Source organism: Mucilaginibacter sp. GW821-FHT07G05, assembly GCF_059418565.1.
Genome location: NZ_JBWKQC010000005.1, coordinates 478,881 through 497,634 on the forward strand (window position 1 = coordinate 478,881; position 18,754 = coordinate 497,634).

General features: G+C 41.8%; 23 protein-coding genes. 16 read left to right on the plus strand and 7 right to left on the minus strand.

What is annotated here, in order from left to right; genetic code table 11:
* Window positions 1-9: 9 nt before the first annotated feature.
* Window positions 10-1,452 (minus strand): tetratricopeptide repeat protein, encoded by a 1,443-nt coding sequence (locus tag AC07NA_RS15700; protein ID WP_494898537.1) that lies wholly within the window; start codon window positions 1,450-1,452, stop codon window positions 10-12.
* Between the two features lie 322 nt (window positions 1,453-1,774).
* Here AC07NA_RS15700 and AC07NA_RS15705 point away from each other — a divergent pair, with 322 nt between their 5' ends.
* From AC07NA_RS15705 to AC07NA_RS15760, 12 genes are all read left to right on the plus strand, one after another.
* On the plus strand, window positions 1,775-1,927 hold the full coding sequence (locus tag AC07NA_RS15705; RefSeq protein ID WP_345213973.1) for a hypothetical protein: 153 nt from the start codon (window positions 1,775-1,777) through the stop codon (window positions 1,925-1,927).
* A 36-nt stretch (window positions 1,928-1,963) separates the two neighbouring features.
* Complete coding sequence (locus tag AC07NA_RS15710; protein ID WP_345213972.1) at window positions 1,964-2,107, plus strand: hypothetical protein; 144 nt, start codon at window positions 1,964-1,966, stop codon at window positions 2,105-2,107.
* 41 nt (window positions 2,108-2,148) lie between these two features.
* Window positions 2,149-2,289 carry a hypothetical protein gene (locus tag AC07NA_RS15715; RefSeq protein WP_345213971.1) on the plus strand — a complete coding sequence of 47 codons (141 nt, stop codon included), beginning with the start codon at window positions 2,149-2,151 and terminating at the stop codon, window positions 2,287-2,289.
* A gap of 44 nt (window positions 2,290-2,333) precedes the next feature.
* Entirely contained in the window at window positions 2,334-2,564 is a 231-nt protein-coding gene (locus tag AC07NA_RS15720; protein ID WP_345213970.1) for a hypothetical protein, read from the plus strand.
* 63 nt (window positions 2,565-2,627) lie between these two features.
* The gene (locus tag AC07NA_RS15725; protein WP_494898538.1) at window positions 2,628-2,843 is read left to right on the plus strand and encodes a hypothetical protein; all 216 of its coding nucleotides are present in this window, start codon (window positions 2,628-2,630) and stop codon (window positions 2,841-2,843) included.
* Between the two features lie 69 nt (window positions 2,844-2,912).
* A complete protein-coding gene (locus AC07NA_RS15730; protein WP_345213967.1) occupies window positions 2,913-3,128 on the plus strand; it encodes a hypothetical protein in 216 nt (71 codons plus the stop codon).
* Between the two features lie 68 nt (window positions 3,129-3,196).
* Complete coding sequence (locus AC07NA_RS15735) at window positions 3,197-3,412, plus strand: hypothetical protein (RefSeq protein ID WP_345213967.1); 216 nt, start codon at window positions 3,197-3,199, stop codon at window positions 3,410-3,412.
* Between the two features lie 64 nt (window positions 3,413-3,476).
* Window positions 3,477-3,692 carry a hypothetical protein gene (locus tag AC07NA_RS15740; protein WP_345213967.1) on the plus strand — a complete coding sequence of 72 codons (216 nt, stop codon included), beginning with the start codon at window positions 3,477-3,479 and terminating at the stop codon, window positions 3,690-3,692.
* Between the two features lie 68 nt (window positions 3,693-3,760).
* A complete protein-coding gene (locus AC07NA_RS15745) occupies window positions 3,761-3,976 on the plus strand; it encodes a hypothetical protein (protein ID WP_345213967.1) in 216 nt (71 codons plus the stop codon).
* A gap of 69 nt (window positions 3,977-4,045) precedes the next feature.
* Window positions 4,046-4,264 (plus strand): hypothetical protein, encoded by a 219-nt coding sequence (locus AC07NA_RS15750; protein ID WP_345213965.1) that lies wholly within the window; start codon window positions 4,046-4,048, stop codon window positions 4,262-4,264.
* 37 nt (window positions 4,265-4,301) lie between these two features.
* Window positions 4,302-4,472 (plus strand): hypothetical protein, encoded by a 171-nt coding sequence (locus AC07NA_RS15755; protein WP_494898539.1) that lies wholly within the window; start codon window positions 4,302-4,304, stop codon window positions 4,470-4,472.
* Between the two features lie 334 nt (window positions 4,473-4,806).
* Window positions 4,807-6,180: a dipeptidase gene (locus AC07NA_RS15760; protein WP_494898540.1), complete on the plus strand. Its 1,374-nt coding sequence runs from the start codon at window positions 4,807-4,809 to the stop codon at window positions 6,178-6,180.
* A 472-nt stretch (window positions 6,181-6,652) separates the two neighbouring features.
* Here AC07NA_RS15760 and AC07NA_RS15765 read toward each other — a convergent pair whose 3' ends face one another.
* Window positions 6,653-7,711 carry a mandelate racemase/muconate lactonizing enzyme family protein gene (locus AC07NA_RS15765; RefSeq protein ID WP_494898564.1) on the minus strand — a complete coding sequence of 353 codons (1,059 nt, stop codon included), beginning with the start codon at window positions 7,709-7,711 and terminating at the stop codon, window positions 6,653-6,655.
* A 255-nt stretch (window positions 7,712-7,966) separates the two neighbouring features.
* On the opposite strand from AC07NA_RS15765, the gene AC07NA_RS15770 reads away from it, so the two are divergent.
* The 4 genes from AC07NA_RS15770 (at window position 7,967) to AC07NA_RS15785 (ending at window position 12,186) form a co-directional block, all read left to right on the plus strand.
* Window positions 7,967-8,692 carry a DUF4290 domain-containing protein gene (locus tag AC07NA_RS15770; protein WP_345213960.1) on the plus strand — a complete coding sequence of 242 codons (726 nt, stop codon included), beginning with the start codon at window positions 7,967-7,969 and terminating at the stop codon, window positions 8,690-8,692.
* Between the two features lie 113 nt (window positions 8,693-8,805).
* The gene (murA, locus tag AC07NA_RS15775; RefSeq protein ID WP_345213959.1) at window positions 8,806-10,113 is read left to right on the plus strand and encodes a UDP-N-acetylglucosamine 1-carboxyvinyltransferase; all 1,308 of its coding nucleotides are present in this window, start codon (window positions 8,806-8,808) and stop codon (window positions 10,111-10,113) included.
* 139 nt (window positions 10,114-10,252) lie between these two features.
* On the plus strand, window positions 10,253-11,812 hold the full coding sequence (locus tag AC07NA_RS15780) for an ArnT family glycosyltransferase (protein WP_494898541.1): 1,560 nt from the start codon (window positions 10,253-10,255) through the stop codon (window positions 11,810-11,812).
* The gene (locus tag AC07NA_RS15785) at window positions 11,809-12,186 is read left to right on the plus strand and encodes a DMT family protein (RefSeq protein WP_345213957.1); all 378 of its coding nucleotides are present in this window, start codon (window positions 11,809-11,811) and stop codon (window positions 12,184-12,186) included. The genes AC07NA_RS15780 and AC07NA_RS15785 overlap by 4 nt, the downstream gene beginning before the upstream one ends.
* A gap of 239 nt (window positions 12,187-12,425) precedes the next feature.
* Here AC07NA_RS15785 and AC07NA_RS15790 read toward each other — a convergent pair whose 3' ends face one another.
* The 5 genes from AC07NA_RS15790 to tig all read right to left on the minus strand — a co-directional run bounded on the left by AC07NA_RS15790 (window position 12,426) and on the right by tig (window position 18,681).
* The gene (locus AC07NA_RS15790; protein ID WP_494898542.1) at window positions 12,426-13,787 is read right to left on the minus strand and encodes a pyridoxal-phosphate dependent enzyme; all 1,362 of its coding nucleotides are present in this window, start codon (window positions 13,785-13,787) and stop codon (window positions 12,426-12,428) included.
* Between the two features lie 149 nt (window positions 13,788-13,936).
* Complete coding sequence (locus AC07NA_RS15795) at window positions 13,937-14,800, minus strand: AMP nucleosidase (RefSeq protein ID WP_345213955.1); 864 nt, start codon at window positions 14,798-14,800, stop codon at window positions 13,937-13,939.
* Window positions 14,801-15,086: 286 nt separating this feature from the next.
* The gene (gene clpX, locus AC07NA_RS15800; protein WP_494898543.1) at window positions 15,087-16,325 is read right to left on the minus strand and encodes an ATP-dependent Clp protease ATP-binding subunit ClpX; all 1,239 of its coding nucleotides are present in this window, start codon (window positions 16,323-16,325) and stop codon (window positions 15,087-15,089) included.
* Window positions 16,326-16,422: 97 nt separating this feature from the next.
* Complete coding sequence (clpP, locus tag AC07NA_RS15805; RefSeq protein WP_345213953.1) at window positions 16,423-17,127, minus strand: ATP-dependent Clp endopeptidase proteolytic subunit ClpP; 705 nt, start codon at window positions 17,125-17,127, stop codon at window positions 16,423-16,425.
* A gap of 201 nt (window positions 17,128-17,328) precedes the next feature.
* Entirely contained in the window at window positions 17,329-18,681 is a 1,353-nt protein-coding gene (gene tig / locus AC07NA_RS15810; protein WP_494898544.1) for a trigger factor, read from the minus strand.
* Window positions 18,682-18,754 lie beyond the last annotated feature (73 nt).

The window sequence follows — 18,754 nt, forward strand, 5'->3', positions numbered from 1 at the left end:
ACTCCTCCCCTATGATGATATACCGGTTTTGGCCGGGTTATGCAGCATATCGCTCATTTCGATGATCTTTTCATCAATTTCAGATACGCATTTATCCATCATATCAATACACTCATGCTGATCTACCAAACCTTCCTTTTCGAGGTTCATGAGGCCCTTGAGCGTAGCTATAGGCCCACGGATCTGGTGCGAAAGGTAAGATGAGTAATCGGAAAGCTTTTTATTTTTAACCTGGAGGTCTTTGGTACGCTCATCAATGATCTCTTCGAGGTGATGATTGATGCGGTCGAGGTTATCTTTTTGGCGGGATACTTCGAGGTTAAGATCGGTAAGCTGGGCGTTGGTTTTGGCCTTGCGTTTAACATTGCCTACCAACAGGGCTATAACTACCAGCAACAAACCGGCTACTGTGGTTACGCCTACAAACCTTACCCTGTCGTATTTACGCTGCTGCAATAAAAGATCGCTTTGGCGCTGGCGAGCTTCCTGCTCAAACTGCTTTTGGAGCAGGTTTATTTTAGTTGATTCGTTTGACTTATGTACCGTGCTATCCTGTCGGTAAATATCGCGCAGGTAGTGCAGCGCCTTTTCGTAGTTCTTGCGTTTATACTCTAATTGGTATGAGGTATACTGATAATCGTAAGCGAATTTCTTATCCTTTATAATGTCGGCATAGGTAATACCTTCCTGTACTACATCCTCGGCCTGCATAAACTTATTTTGGGCTACATACAACGATGCCAGGGTTAAGTTAACACTGGCAACAATTTCATTCAAATCTTTCTCCTTAGCCTGCTTATTGGCCTCCAGTAGCAACTTTTCAGCTATATCAAACTTGTTGAGGTTAAAATAGATCACCCCGCGGTTATGGAGGCATTTGATAAGGTTCTTTTCATCATTTAGCTCCTTAAACAGCACGTTGCTTTTATCATAGTAACCGAGGGCTTGGTTATAACTTTTTTGCCTGTATTTGATGTTACCTATATTAAGGTAGAGCTTTGCGATGAGATCCTTGTCGTTCAGCTTTTGCGCTATCACCAAAGCTTTACTAAGGTATACGAAGGATTGTTCGTAATCAATATCGCGGTAAAGGTTACCTATATTGTTATATACTTTTGCCTCACTTTGCAAATCATTTATCTTACTAAAGGCGGTTAATGCCTTCATATAATTATCAATAGCTTTCTCGGCCTCGTTCAAATAAGAATACCCTATACCCATTACACGATAGGACTCGCCCGCACCGCGCGTATAGTCGAGTTTTCCGGCCATGTCAAGCGCTCTTTGGGCCTCACTAATGGTTTCCTCCGGATCGCGTTCGCGGCTTTCAAAGGCCTGTTTATTTAACGCGATAACAGCATTGGTATCCTGAGCCAAAGCACCGTAAGACGCGCTTGCGTATACAGAACTACAAGATATTAACCAAGCCAAAAAAACCAGGAGTTTGTTCATTAACTGCTATTACGTGCTATTATGGTGAAAGATATAAAGTTAGCAATATAATACAAAAATTCACGCTAAAAACCTGTTGAAAACTTTTTTTAAAAAAAGTTTTGTTTTAGAAAAACATACCTATATTTGTGTAGTTAAATGTTTGATAAACAACAGGTTATATAATAAAATAATAAATAATACTATATATATCCTAAGCGGTTAAGCTTGTAAAAAAATACAAGATAACACAGCGGGAAACCTGCCTATACTACCCCAAAAAGGTGTATAGAGTTAAAGAAACATAGGCTATTCATTAACTAATAATTAACAGTATAATTAAATGAAAAATTTAATTTATTTAACAGCAATAACGTTAACTTTAGTGACATATTCACTAAATGCGACCTCACCCATCAAACCGGAGATAAAGAGGCTTGAAGCACCTTTACAAAAATTCGTTGGGTTCAAAAAAGATATCAGCTCAGCTGATTAATAAATATTATTCGGTATCGTTTAAAACAAAAATATCATGAAAAGAAAGTTTGTAGCAGCAGCATTGATCTTAAGCGTAGGCATATTAACCTCATGCAAAAAAGAACAGGTGATTAAGCCGGTACTCCCCCTTTCAAAAGATATGGGCAGCTTTAAAAAAGACATTAGCTGGGCAGATTAACTAATTGATATACAAAACGATAATATAAAATATACAACAATATGAAAAAGTACATACTGATAGCCGCAACCATACTAAGCACAGGCATTTTAACCTCGTGCAAAAAAGAAGAAAAAGTGAAGCTGGTAGTACCTATTCAAAACCTGCTGAACAACAGAAAAGACATCAGCTGGGCAGATTAATAAATAATAATACATACTTAAAATATTAAATACAAAATAATAGCATGAAAAAGTTAACCCTTGCAGCCGCCTTATTACTTACAACAGGTGTATTGTCATCATTCGCACCGGCGGGAAACAACCTCTTTATTATAGCGGCCGACAAGAAGGATATCAGTAGTGCCGATTACAAAGACAAGAAGGATATCAGCAGCGCCGATGCCCGAAAAGACAAGAAAGATATTAGCCAGGCCGATGTTAAAAGAGACAAAAAAGACATCAGCCAGGCCGACTAATTACACCTTATATAACACATAAAATTAACAGATAATCACACCCCCTATTTATACAACAACATCATGAAAAAAATCATCTTATCAACCGCCCTAATCCTGTCAACAGTTGCAGCTTCTTTAGCAAATACCGCTACTATCAACCGCGATAAAAAAGACATCAGCCAGGCAGATTACAGAGACAAAAAAGACATCAGCCAAGCCGACGCCAAAAGAGATAAAAAAGACATTAGCCAGGCAGATGCTAAAAGAGACAAAAAAGATATCAGCCAAGCCGATTAATTATAGCTCACACATTTTCACAATACATACTACACATTTTACATCACACATACACACATATAAAACAACATGAAAAAGATCATATTATCAGCAGCCCTAATCCTTTCAACAGTTGCAGCTTCTTTAGCTAACACCACTACCACCATCCGCGATAAAAAAGATATCAGCCAGGCAGACGCCAGAGACAAAAAAGATATCAGCCAAGCCGACGCGAAAAGAGACAAGAAAGACATTAGCCAGGCAGATGCTAAAAGAGATAAAAAAGATATCAGCCAAGCCGACTAATTATCGCTCACAAATTTTCACAACAGATATAACACACTACATCACACAATACACATATATAAAACAACATGAAAAAGATCATATTATCAGCAGCCCTTATACTTTCAACAGTTGCAGCTTCTTTAGCTAACACCACTACTACCATCCGCGATAAAAAAGATATCAGCCAGGCCGACGCCAGAGACAAAAAAGACATTAGCCAAGCCGACGCGAAAAGAGACAAGAAAGACATTAGCCAGGCAGATGCTAAAAGAGATAAAAAAGACATCAGCCAAGCCGACTAATTACAACACACAACTCAGCTTAATTAACACATACCACTACGAACACAACGCATAAAAAAACAACATGAAAAAGATCATATTATCAGCCGCTCTTATCCTTTCAACAGTTGCAGCTTCTTTAGCAAATACCACTACTACCATCCGCGATAAAAAAGATATCAGCCAGGCCGACGCAAGAGACAAAAAAGACATTAGCCAAGCCGACGCAAAAAGAGACAAGAAAGATATTAGCCAGGCAGATGCTAAAAGAGATAAAAAAGATATCAGCCAAGCCGACTAATTACCGATCACACATTTTCACAACAGCTATAACACACTACATCACATAATACACATTTAACGAACATCATGAAAAAGATCATATTATCAGCCGCTCTTATCCTTTCAACAGTTGCAGCTTCGCTGGCTAACACCACTACTACCATTCGCGATAAAAAAGATATCAGCCAGGCAGACGCCAGAGACAAAAAAGACATCAGCCAAGCCGACGCGAAAAGAGACAAGAAAGATATTAGCCAGGCAGATGCTAAAAGAGATAAAAAAGATATCAGTCAGGCCGACTAATTACCGATCACACATTTTCACAAACATATACAACAAAATTCATCACAGCATACACACATAATGCACACCATGAAAAAGATCATTTTATCAGCCGCTTTAATACTTTCAACCGTTGCAGCATCGTTGGCAAATACCACCGCTACTACCATCCGCGATAAAAAAGATATCAGTCAGGCCGACGCCAGAGACAAGAAAGATATTAGCCAGGCCGACGCGAAAAGAGACAAGAAAGACATTAGCCAGGCAGATGCTAAAAGAGATAAAAAAGATATTAGCCAAGCCGATTGATCACCCTGTTTTGCATTAAAAATTTAATACCCCATTCATGAAAAAGTTCATTATTATAGCCGCCATCTTATTAACATCGGGCGTAGCCGCGTTATCTTTTACCAGGGATACAAAAAAGGAAGTAGCTCAAAAAATCAGGATAGAGAGAACCCATTTTTCAACCCGCGATTTCAGCTCACCTAAATCAGACATCTCTTCGGCTGACTAAAACTTGTATATACAAGTACAAAACCTCGTACACAGTACAAAAACCGCGCCCATTATACTCATAAGCGTTTATTATTCTACTCCATACAGGAATAAAATAATATGAGTTTAACCATATTATAATATTTTTTGACGTAAATCGTCGTAAAAAATACGTATACTGCATTTCAGTTTTTTAGAGAAAAACTCGCAGAAAAAATCTTATACGAGAATTTCCCATCAAAAGTTATCCACATTTCGAAAGTATTTTTCGAAAAAAAACCTCCTCTTCTTAAAATTTTCTTAGCCTTTAGTTCCGGTTAACATCCGCTATATTTGCCCTAAATAACTGATTTATGCAAAACATAAAAAATTATATAGAGCAGCACAAGCAGCGTATGCTTGATGAATTATTTGAACTGTTGCGTTTCCCATCGGTAAGTGCCGACCCTAAATACAAACCCGATGTTTTAAACACCGCCGCATTTGTAGCCAAAAAGCTAAACGATGCCGGTGCCGATAATGTAGAGATATGCCAAACGGCAGGCTACCCTGTTGTATATGGCGAAAAGATAGTTGACCCGGCAAAGCCAACCGTACTGGTTTACGGCCATTACGATGTACAACCGCCAGATCCGCTGGAATTATGGCACACCCCTCCTTTTGAGCCTACCGTGCGCGATGGTAAAGTTTTTGCCCGCGGCGCCTGCGATGATAAAGGTCAGTTTTACATGCATGTAAAGGCATTTGAACTGATGATGCAAACCGATCAGCTACCCTGCAACATTAAATTTATGATAGAGGGCGAGGAAGAGGTTGGTTCTGATAACCTGGGCACTTTTGTAAAACAAAATAAAGACCGCCTTAAAGCCGATGTGATATTGATATCAGATACTGCCATGATCAGTATGGAACACCCATCGCTGGAAACCGGTTTACGCGGCCTTTCATACCTTGAGGTAGAAGTAACCGGCCCTAACCGCGATCTGCATTCGGGTGTGTACGGTGGCGCGGTAGCTAACCCGGCTACTATACTGGCCAAACTCATCGCTTCATTACATGACGATAACAACCGCATCGCCATTCCCGGCTTTTACGATGACGTGATTGACCTTACCGATGCCGAGCGCCAGGCCATTAACAATGCACCTTACGATAACGACGAATACAAAGCCGACCTTGGTGTTGATGAACTTTGGGGCGAAGCCGGTTACAGCACCTTTGAACGTACCGGAACCAGACCAACGCTTGAAGTAAACGGTATTTGGGGCGGTTACATTGGCGAAGGCGCCAAAACTGTACTGCCATCAAAAGCGAGCGCTAAAATATCCATGCGTTTGGTGCCTAACCAAAGCTCAGAAGTGATCACCAAACTGTTTACCGATCACTTTTTGAAAATTACGCCACCCTTTGTTAAGGTAAAGGTTACCCCACACCATGGCGGCGAACCGGTAGTTACCCCTACCTATAGTATTGCCTACCAGGCCGCGCAGAAAGCTATAGCCGAATCTTTCGGTAAAGAACCTATCCCAACCCGTGGTGGCGGCAGCATCCCTATTGTAGCCTTGTTTGAAGCCGAATTAGGTATCAAAACGGTGCTAATGGGTTTTGGTTTAGATAGCGATAACCTGCACTCACCAAACGAAAAATACGACCTGTTTAACTACTATAAAGGCATCGAAACTATTCCATTGTTTTACAAGCACTTTACAGAGTTGAGTGGGAAATAGCATTTAAGCTTATATAAACAGAAACGCCTTTCATATCAAAATGAAGGGCGTTTCTTATTTGACGATATCTCAATCAAAAGGAACAGCTTGTCGTATTTCGCGCTTATTACAAAAACTGCAGAACAGGACAACTTATTATTTACTTATAATTATTATTTAACTACAGATTATTTCGCTTATGATTTTGTTATAAATAAATATTCCTAAAAGCTATATTTTTATGCATTTTATAATTATACTGCCGTTGCGTTATCATATCTATAAATACTGGCAAATCGGCGTAATTATGAATGAAATAACAACACGCGCAAAAAGTACCCACACCTGTTCAAGATGTGGCAGGGCTTTAACCGAAAGGGTTAGACGGCCTGCTCTTGTAAAGTTCCTCGTATTCTGGAAACCACTCAAACGGTACATTTGCTATTACTGCAATCGCACACAATACGTTGTGGAAAGGGCTGAAGCTAATTAATTATACCACGGTGAATTTTTCGCATTGGGTAAGGAACGTCTCATCGGCATCGGCTCCAATGCCGGGAGTATCGGAAATGTTTAAGTAGTAGCCATTGTAAGTTACGCCTCCTACACATGAGTCTTGCAAGTGGCCAAGCATACAGGTATCCATATCGTAAAACTTTATATTAGGGCTGGCATAAGCAAAATGCAGCTTAGCGCTCAAACCTATCCGGCTCTCCAACATACCGCCCATCATGCAGGCTATCCCCTTTTCGGCAGCAGTATCGTGGATCTGTTTAGCCTCAAATATTCCACCCGATTTGGAGAACTTGATATTGATATAATGGCAAAGCCCGGCGTTGATCTGCTTACGGGCATCGTGATGATTATAAACACTTTCGTCGGCCATAATTTTAACCGGCGATAGTTGCATCAGTTCGGGCAGGCGATCATCGTACCAGGTACGCATGGGTTGTTCGCAAAATTGAATATTGTATGGAGCGATGCTTTGCAGGGCGTACACGGCATCATCAAAATTCCAGCCCTGGTTGGCATCCACGCGGATGTGCATTTCATCGCCAACGGCACTTCTGATCAAACGAATGCGCTCCACATCTTCCTTCGCGTTTTTACCCAGCTTTATCTTTAATATAGTGGCGCCCGATCGTTTAAAGGCCAGCGCCTTTTCAGCCATTGTTTCGGGGGCGCTTATACCTACAGTAATATCGGTTTCAACCGGGCGTTTTTTTCCGCCTAAAAACTGATAAAGCGGCATACCAGCATGCCTGGCAGCAATATCATACAGCGCCATATCAAAGGCACTTTTAATAGTGGTGTTACCGGCCGTAAAGCTGTGCAGTTGTTGTAATCGGGCGGCAATATCCAGCGCATCCTGCCCTATCCATAACCGGGCAAACTCGCGCGCCATGGCCAGGCAGGTATCCTGCGTTTCACCAACGATCATTGGGAAGGCCGAACATTCGCCTACACCGTAAAAGCCCGCGTTGGTATGTACACGTATAAATACGTTCTGCGCGTGGTCCATAGTACCGGTGGCTATGCTGAAAGGTTCCATCGGGATACTGAACCTATAAATATCTACCTTATTTACAATTACTTGCTCTGCCAAAATATATCTCCTTACAAATGCTAAAATAAAGTAATATATAACAACCTGTTAATAACAAATTTGTACATTAACACAATTGCGTTATATTTGCGTTACTACAATTAGAAAATTAAAATAACTTATCAACTTTAGCCGCCGATCCGCTGTTATTATTAAAACAGATCAATAGGGTTAAATATAAAGCTTCATTAACAAAAATACATGGCTCAACAAATTCCGCCTACGTTTGACTATAACTCAACCAGGAATAAACTTATATTATCAGAATACGGCCGCAACGTGCAAAATATGGTTAAATACATTTGCGCCCTGCCAAGTAAAGAAGAGCGTAACCGCTATGCCCAGGTGGTGATTGACCTGATGGGCTTTTTAAACCCGCACCTGCGCGATGTTGCCGATTTTAAGCATAAACTATGGGATCACCTGCACATTATATCTGACTACCAGATTGATGTAGATTCACCATACCCGAAACCAACTCCAGAATCTATCCACCTGAAGCCCGAGCCTTTGCGTTACCCGCATCAGCGTATTAAATACAAGCACTATGGCAAAACCATTGAGCTGATGATTGAAAAGGCTAAGAATATTGAAGAGCCCGAGCGTAAACGTCACATGATACAGTCGATAGCCAACTTTATGAAGATGGCTTATGTACAATGGAACAAAGATTCGGTATCTGACGAAAGCATATTGAGCGACCTGGAAGCATTATCGGGCGGGCAGTTAAAACTCGACGACAGCATTAACCTGAACAAGGTAGAATATCGCGCCGTGAGCACTAACCAAAATACCGGCGGCGGCAGGGGCCGTACCAACAATAATAATCCGCGAAATAACAATAACCCACGGAATAACAACAACCCGCGCAACAACAACAACCAAAATAACCGCAACCGCAACAATGGCGGTGCAAGAAAATATTAATTTTACTGTTTATAATGATAGCATGTATCCGGGAGGTAAACACAATCCGGGTATGGCCATTGTTATGAATACAGGAAGCATATTTATTCGTTAAAAAATCACCAACCACTAATATGAAGAACGCATTTGAAATACGGGGAGGCAAACAGTTAAAAGGCGAAATTATACCGCAGGGGGCTAAAAACGAGGCCTTACAGGTAATTTCGGCTGTATTGTTAACCGCCGAAAAGGTAACGATAAGCAATATCCCCGATATAGTAGATGTAAAGAAATTAATTGAGCTGCTGGGCGATATGGGCGTAACCGTTGAGCGCCTTGCTCCCGACACTTACAGCTTCGAAGCTAAAAACATCGATCTTGAGTTTTTTGAGTCGGATGCTTTTAAATCAAAGGGCGGTAGTTTGCGTGGCTCCATCATGATCGTTGGTCCGCTGCTGGCCCGTTTCGGCAAGGCATCAATACCAAAACCGGGTGGCGATAAAATTGGCCGTCGCCGTTTGGATACCCACTTCCTGGGTTTCGAAAAACTGGGCGCCAAATTCAACTACGATTCAACCGACGAGTTTTATAAAGTTGATGCTTCAAACCTGCATGGCACTTACCTGCTGTTAGATGAAGCATCGGTAACCGGTACTGCCAACGTGGTAATGGCCGCTGTTTTGGCCAAAGGCACTACCACTATTTATAACGCAGCCTGCGAGCCATACCTGCAACAGCTTTGCAAAATGCTTAACCGCATGGGCGCCCAAATTAGCGGCATAGGCTCAAACCTGCTTACCATTGAAGGTGTAACCGAATTAAAAGGTACCGAACACCGCATGTTGCCGGATATGATAGAGATAGGCTCTTTCATCGGTTTGGCTGCCATGACAGGTTCTGAGATCACCATTAAAGATGTACAATATAAAGAACTGGGTATTATTCCTAACGTGTTTAAACGTTTGGGTATCCAGTTAGAGTTAAGGGGCGATGATATCTTCATCCCTGCCCAAGAGCACTACGAAATTGATACCTTCATTGATGGATCGATACTAACCGTTGCCGATGCGCCATGGCCGGGCTTTACCCCCGATTTGTTAAGCATTGTGCTGGTAGTAGCTACCCAGGCAAAAGGATCGGTATTGATACACCAGAAAATGTTTGAAAGCCGCCTGTTCTTTGTAGATAAACTACTGGAAATGGGTGCCAACATCATTCTTTGCGATCCGCACCGTGCTACCGTTATCGGTTTGGATAAACAAATACAGTTAAGGGGCATTTCGATGACATCGCCGGACATTCGCGCAGGTGTTTCATTGCTGATCGCGGCCTTATCTGCAAAAGGTAAATCAACTATTTACAATATTGAGCAAATTGAGCGTGGTTACCAGCATATCGACGAAAGGCTGCGTGCTTTAGGTGCCGATATTGTGAGGATATAAGGTTCAAAGAAGAACATTATTTACATAGGTGGGCTGCTGATATTAGCCGGATCGCTCTTCAAACAGCCGTCTGCACTATCAGCCACCCACCTATTATTTTTTACAATAAAATAATTACCTTTATCCAAACCTGTTATACATGCCTTACAGAAATAGACGCTCTACTTACTGTAATTTTATACTGATTTTTGTTGTTATTAAGGTAGGCCTTAACTTGCTTGCCATTAGTCATTTCGGTTTTCACCGGGATGAGCTGCTGCATTTAGCCCTCGGCGACCATCTGGATTGGGGCTATAAGGAAGTCCCCCCTTTTATAGCGCTACTGGCTAAAGTTAGCACCGCCGTATTTGGCGACAGTGTATTCGCGGCACGTATTTTTACTACCATAGGCAGTGGCATTATCATTTGGCTTACAGGTTTGATAACCGTAGAACTGGGCGGCCGTAAATTTGCCATTACCCTCGCCTGTCTCTCCATGATCTTTGCGCCGGCTTTTGCCGCTTCAGGCTACCTTTTTCAGCCCGTAGTGTTCGATCAGTTGTGGTGGATGTTAACCGTATGGCTCATTATTAAGTATATTAATACCTCCTCGCCTGCTTATATTTATTTAACAGGTATTGCCATTGGTTTGGGCATGCTTACCAAGTATACTATGGCCTTTTTCGCGCTATCGCTAATTATAGGTCTGCTTATTAGCAAGCAGCGTAAGGTATTGCTTAACAAACATGTTTTAGGTGCTATAGCGGTGGCTTTATTACTCTTTTTACCCAACCTGATCTGGCAATGGCAACACCATTTCCCGGTGGTTGGCCACATGAAAGAACTGCGCAGTACCCAGCTCGAATACATTAAAGCCGGCGATTTTATTATGCAGCAATTAATGGTGAACGGTATCGCTTTATTTGTATGGCTTGTCGGCTTGGCATTTCTGCTACTATCATTCAGGTTGCGCAAGTTTCAGTTTTTAGGCTTTGCTTATATCATCATCTTTATTTTTTTATTGAAGATGGACGGCAAAAATTATTACCTCTTCGGTGCTTACCCCATGTTGTTCGCTGCCGGTGGTTATGGTTTCGACAGGCTGATGAAAACCGCTCAAAGACCATTAAGGATAGCCGTTGTGCTATTTTTCGCTCTACCCAACTTAATTTTACTGCCTATAGTACTGCCCGTATTACCGCTTAAGCAAACGCTGGCTTTTTTTAAGTTCACTCAAGAGCAAATGCCTTTCCTTGGTTTTATTACTACGTGGGAAGACCGTAAGCAGCACCCTACTACGCAAGACTATGCCGACATGCTCGGCTGGGACGAGATGGCAGAAAAGGTGGCCAAAACATATCATTCGCTTTCGCCCGAAGAAAGATCACGCACCCAGATCTTCGCCGAAAATTACGGACAAGCGGGTGCTATTCATCATTACCGCAAACAATATAACCTGCCCGATGTGGTATGCCTTAACAGTAGTTTTTCGTTATGGGCACCGCAAAACATACACGGCGCTTACATCATTTACATAGGCGATAACGATGAAGAAACAGTAAAGAAATTACAAAGTAATTCGGGCAGTTTTCAGCAGGCCGGTGAGGTTGAAGAGCCTTTGGCACGCGAAAAAGGAACAGCCATATACCTGCTTACTAACCCCTCGCCTGTGCTTAACGAGTATTACCGTAAAGAACTGGCAGAAATATCATCACAATGAACATCCGCGGTATTCAAACCATTATTTTCCTCATCATATCAAACACCTTCATGACCTTTGCCTGGTACGGGCACCTGAAGTTTAAGGATTTTACCTGGGGAAAGAATTTAGGCCTCGTCTCCATTATCCTTATCAGCTGGGGACTGGCATTTTTTGAATACGTTTTCCAGGTACCGGCCAACCGTTTAGGCTTTAAAGGCGACGGCGGCCCCTACAACCTTGTACAGCTAAAAACCATTCAGGAGGCTATCACGCTTATCATCTTCATGATCTTCACCACCGTATTCTTCAAAACCGAAAAATTCGCCTGGAACCACCTGTTGGGATTTGGACTGATCGTATTGGCAGTATTTGTGATATTTAAGAAGTGGTGATTTAAGCGGAAAGGTGAAAGGATAAAGCTGAAAGGTTTTTATAGTTGAGATTTTACCATTTTATCCTGTCATCTCGAACGTAGTGAGAGATCTTCTTCACTGTGCATGTTCTACTACTTTTCTATAGCAGAAGATTTCTCCTCGTACCTCGTTCGAAATGACAATAAAATAAATAAAAAAGGTGCCATACAATCCGCACAACACCTTTCAGCTTTTATCTTAATCCTTTCAGCTTTAAACTAAGCTGATATAGCGTTGATAATATCGTATTGGGTAATGATCTCTATCTTGCCGTTATCATCTTCAACCAGCACGGCTATGTTGTCCTTGTTGATCATACCTGATATTTTGTCGATAGATGTATTCAGGTCGATAAAAGGGAACGGCGCGGTGGAGATATTTTTTATCGGCTGCGATTTGATGCCCGGATTTTCAATCAGCGAATCCAGTATATCACTTTCGGTGATCTTGCCAATCACCATACCTTTTTGGGTAACCGGGATCTGGCTGATGTTTAATGATTTGATAGTATTGATAGCCTCCAGTACCGTTTTCTCACAGTCGATAGTGATGATCTCGGCATTTTCTTTTTTGGCGATGATATCGCGGGCGGTCATTTTATCATCCTTCAGGAAACCGCGGTCGCGCAACCAGTCGTCGTTATACATTTTACCGAGGTAACGGGTACCATGATCGGGGAAAATTATCACTACCACATCGCCTTCCTTAAACATATCCTTCATTTGCAGCACACCTGCCACGGCCGAACCAGTTGAGTTACCGGCAAAGATACCTTCTTTACGGGCAATCTCGCGTGTCATGAGGGCGGCATCCTTGTCGGTCACTTTTTCAAAGTGATCAATCAGGTTAAAGGCAACGTTCTGCGGTAAAAAGTCTTCGCCTATACCTTCGGTGATATACGGGTAAATCTCGTTCTTATCGAACTCCCCTGTTTCTTTATATTTTTTAAATACTGAACCATAAGTATCAATACCCAATACCTGTATGGCAGGGTTCTTTTCTTTCAAATAACGTGCAATGCCCGATATGGTACCGCCGGTGCCCACACCAGCCACTAAATGGGTTACTTTACCACCTGTTTGCTCCCATATCTCCGGACCGGTTTGCTCATAATGTGCCTGTGAGTTAGACAAGTTATCGTACTGGTTAGGCTTCCACGAATTAGGCACCTCACGCTCCAAACGTGACGATACGGAGTAATATGAACGTGAATCTTCGGGATCAACATTGGTTGGACAAACAATTACCTCGGCACCAAAGGCACGCAAGGCATCAAATTTCTCTTTCGATTGTTTATCGGTACTGGTGAAGATACATTTGTAGCCTTTTATAACCGCGGCAATGGCCAAACCCATGCCTGTATTGCCAGATGTACCTTCAATAATGGTACCGCCTGGTTTTAGCTTGCCGCTTTTTTCGGCATCCTCTATCATTTTGAGGGCCATGCGGTCTTTTATAGAATTACCGGGGTTGGTAGTTTCTATTTTGGCCAGTACCGTAGCGGGGATATCCTTAACTACTTTGTTCAGCTTAACCAGGGGCGTTTGGCCAATGGTTTCCAATATGTTGTTATACCACATCTTCTTTATAATTTGTATAGCAAAGCTATAGGGTTTATCAATTTTATGTGGCAAAAATAGCTTTCTGCCCTGATATATCCCTTACAGATATAGCAGTAAAAGCAAAAAACTATTGCACAAGCCGGTAAACCCGTGCTTGTGTATTGGTATTAAAATATAAGGTGCTTAACCGTTAAGCCGTTATTGATCAACTGCTTTAACGATTCGATACCTATTTTGAGGTGCAGCTCTACGTAGCCTTCGGTTACTTTTGAGTCGCTTTCGCTTGTCTTTACACCTTCAGGTATCATCGGCTGATCGGATACCAGCAGCAGCGCGCCCGTAGGGATCTTGTTGGCGAAACCGGTAGTAAATATAGTCGCGGTTTCCATATCAACGGCCATAGCACGCAGCTTTTTAAGGTAAAGTTTAAAGTCCTTATCATGCTCCCATACACGGCGGTTGGTGGTGTAGCAGGTGCCTGTCCAGTAATCTTTTGAAAAATCGCGAATGGTGGTCGATATCGCCTTTTGCAGCGCGAAAGATGGCAGTGCAGGCACTTCGGCAGGCATATAATCGTTTGAGGTACCCTCGCCCCTGATGGCGGCTATCGGCAAAATGAAGTCGCCTACGTTGTTCTTCTTTTTCAGGCCACCGCATTTACCTAAAAACACTACCGCTTTGGGCTTAATGGCGGTTAGCAGGTCCATCACCGTAGCGGCTACCGAACTGCCCATACCAAAGTTGATAATGGTAATGTTGTTAGCGGTTACGCTTTGCATGGGCTTATCTAAACCCATTACCGGTGCGTCGTCGTTCCATTGCGAAAACAGCTGGATGTACTTGCTGAAATTGGTAAGGATGATGTACTCACCAAACTGATCAAGCGGACGGCCCGTATAGCGCGGCAACCAGTTGGCCACAATTGCTTCCTTGGTTTTTAATCCCGCCTTAACCGGGCTTTGCACTTCTTTTACTTTTTTCGCATTCGCAACGATCTCTTCGTCTTTCTTTATTTCTATTTCTTCACTCATATTAAACCTTGATTATAGGGATTTTATTGATTTCCCTGATTTTATTTTCTTTGGATTTCACCGATGATTATTGATTTCACCGATCCTTGTTTTTTGGGGATTTCACCGGTTTGTTTTGATTTCACCGATTCTCGCCCCGATTTTTTTTTATTAACTTTTACCCAATCACTCATTCACCAATCACTAAATCACTCATTAATAAAACTTCCGGATACAACAAACCCCGGCAATGCACCAGGGTTCGTGTTTGTTTTAATAAAGATAGCTTTGAGCTATGTTGTGAATGTTAAGCTACTTTTAACTTTTTAAGGTCTGATTTGTCAAACTTTTCACGGGCATAATCCAACGTTACGTTTAGTGCTTTTACATCTTTTTTGGATGGAAACTCAAACATGGCGTCTATCATTATCGCTTCGCAGATGGAACGAAGGCCCCTGGCCCCTAACTTAAATTCCATTGCTTTGTCTACTATAAATTCAAGCACTTCATCTTCAAAATCGAGCTTTACACCTTCGTACTCAAACAATTTTTTGTATTGTTTAAGCAACGAGTTTTTAGGCTCGGTTAAAATGTTGTGCAGTGCCTCACGGTCTAACGGGTTAAGGTAAGTTAACACCGGTAAACGACCGATCAACTCCGGTATCAAACCAAACGATTTCAGATCCTGCGGAGTGATGTACCTGTACAGGTTCTTCATATCCACTTCGCCATCATCGCGTTTTAGTTTGTAACCTACGGTTTGCGTACGCAGCCTGTTGGCTATTTTACGCTCTATACCGTCAAACGCGCCACCGCATATAAACAAGATGTTACTTGTATTAACGGTGATCATTTTTTGGTCCGGGTGTTTACGACCGCCTTGTGGTGGTACGTTCACCATGGTACCTTCGAGTATCTTCAACAATGCCTGCTGTACGCCCTCGCCTGATACATCGCGGGTAATAGAAGCGTTATCGCTTTTGCGCGCTATCTTATCTACCTCATCAATATATACTATACCCCTTTCGGCGGCAGTAACGTCATAATCAGCAGATTGCAGTAAACGGGTAAGGATACTTTCCACATCCTCGCCTACATAACCTGCTTCGGTTAAAACGGTGGCATCGCAAATACAGAATGGCACGTTCAATACCTTAGCCAAAGTTTTTGCCAGTAAAGTTTTACCGGTACCGGTTTCGCCCACCATAATGATGTTTGATTTTTCAATCTCTACCTCATCTTTTTCAATACGCTGATTTAAGCGTTTGTAGTGGTTATATACGGCTACTGATAATATCTTTTTGGCATCATCCTGACCTATAATATACTGATCAAGATGCACCTTAATTTCGTGGGGTTTAAGTATTGAGGGTGCTGCCGGCGATGATTTTACCTTACGCACTTTCAGCTCTTCTGCTAATATCTCGTTAGCCTGGTTAACGCACTTATCACAAATATGCGCATCAAGCCCGGCTATCAGCATCAGAGAATCCTGCTTACCCGCTCCACAAAATGAACACCTGATTTCCTTGCTGTTCTTAGTCATTTGAATACTTTTCGCTAAATTAATTAAAATAATTAATTTTTATATTCCGTTAAAACGGCATTAACTGCCATTTAGTTTTAATTTATTTTATAATTGATTAGCTTTTAGCGTTATTGCCGCGTAAAATCTCATCAACCATACCAAACTCTTTCGCTTCTTCTGCAATCATCCAGTGGTCACGATCCGATGCGTCCCAAACTTTTTCGAACGGTGCACCGCTATGATCGGCAATGATCTGGTACAGTTCTTTTTTCAGTTTGGTGATCTCGTGGTAAGTGATCTCGATATCAGATTGCTGACCTTGCGCACCGCCTGATGGCTGGTGAATCATCACCCTTGAATGTGGCAACGCGGCTCTTTTACCTGCTGTACCGGCACACAATAATACCGCGGCCATTGAGGCTGCCATACCTGTACAAATGGTTGCAACATCATTAGAGATGAACTGCATGGTATCATAAATACCTAAACCTGCGTAAACCGAACCACCCGGAGAGTTGATATAGATCTGGATATCGCGTTTAGCATCGGCCGATTGCAGGAACAGTAATTGCGCCTGTATAATGTTGGCATTGCTATCGTAAATAGCATCACCTAAAAAGATGATACGATCCATCATTAAACGCGAGAACACGTCCATTTGCGCTACGTTAAGCTGGCGCTCCTCGATGATGTACGGGGTCATTGACATTGGCAGGGAAGCCCTGTCAACACTTGAAATAAATTTATCTACATGCAGGCTGTTAATGCGGTGGTGTTTTACAGCGTATTTCCTGAATTCGTTTCTATCGATATTGCTCATGTTATGTTATAATATGTAAAGAATTAACCGGTTTACCCGGCGTTAAATATATACTTTTAGTAAATACTATTATTATGTTATAGTTTGTAAAAAGTAAAATATTTGGTGCGATATCCTTACCCGCAAAAAACCCAAGCTTGTATACATCAAAAGCAACCCGTTAAAGTTGCTTTTGATGAAAGTATGATATGTAAGTTTTACTTACTGAGCTACCAGGGCCGAAAAATCAGCGTAAGAAATTTCTTTCTTATCTAAAGTAACAATGCTTTTAATGTAATCAAATACCTTTAAGCCTTTTACCTCTTCAAATATCCTGTTAGCGTTCTCTTTGTTTTGTAAAAACTGTACAGTGTACTGGCCTAATTGCTCCTCTGTTAAAGGCTGAGGGCTGTACATTCTGAATTGCGCGTCTAAACGTTGTTTAGCTAAAGCGAAAACCTCGTCGTATTTCAGTTCGATGTTGTTCTCTTTTACAATTTTGTTACCAATTAAGGTCCATTTCAGGTTTTTTGAAAACTCTGCATAACCTTCGGTAAGCTCTTCGTCGCTAAGTTTTTCGTTGGTTGTTTTTAACCAGCGTTTCAAAAACTCATCAGGCAATTCAAAGTTAACTTTGCCGGTAGCAAAGTTGTAAATTTCGTCCTGCAGTTTACGATCAGCATCCTGCGCCATCATGCTTTCCAGCTCTTCGGTAATTTTAGCCCTGAACTCCTCTTCGGTAGTCACGGTACCTTCACCAAATAATTTGTCAAAGAACTCCTGATTAAGATCTCCTTCCTCTAAACGGTTAACATTTTTAACAGTTAAACGGAAGTTCGATTTCAAGTCATCCGCTGCTTCTTCGTCTATCTTTAATAAGCCTGCAATTTTAGCTGCATCGTTACCATAAGCTTTCTGAATATCCAGCTCCACTACATCATCTTTCTTTAAGCCGATCAATGAAGTTTTGATGGCTTCATCTTTTATCAGGTCTAAACGTACTGATGCAGTTTCATTGATGCCTCCCTCAAAAACACTACCATCCGGTGAAAGTTGCTCTAATTGCGAATAAAGCACATCATCATCTGCCGATACGTCAGGATTTGTCATTTTGCCATAGCTACGGCGGATATTTTTGATACGTGATGCCAGTGTTTCGTCATCAACTTTGATCACATATTGAGTTAATACATCTTTTGATGTAAAATCAAGATCGAAAACCGGGGCCAAACCTACTTCATAGTTAAACTCGAAGTTATCGGCAAAATCCCAGTTATATTCTTTGCTGTCGTCAATTTTTGGCAGTGGCTGGCCTAATATATCCAGGTTTTCAGTTTCGATATATTTGTTCAGCGTATCTGATAACAGGTTGTTGATCTCATCAACCAGGATGCTTTTGCCGTACATTTTTTTGATGTGGGCGGCAGGCACCATACCCGGGCGAAATCCAGGAAGTTTAGCCTTCTTGGCTTGATCCTTTATAGCTTTCTCAACCTTTGGCTGGTAATCCTCCGGGTTGATGTTAATTTTTAAAATAGAGTTCAGGCTATCAACTTTTTCCTGTGTAATATTCATCTTTTACCGATTATTTAATTAATCACTAAGGTGCAGCATTTCCGCACCAAATTTGAGGCGCAAAAGTATGAAA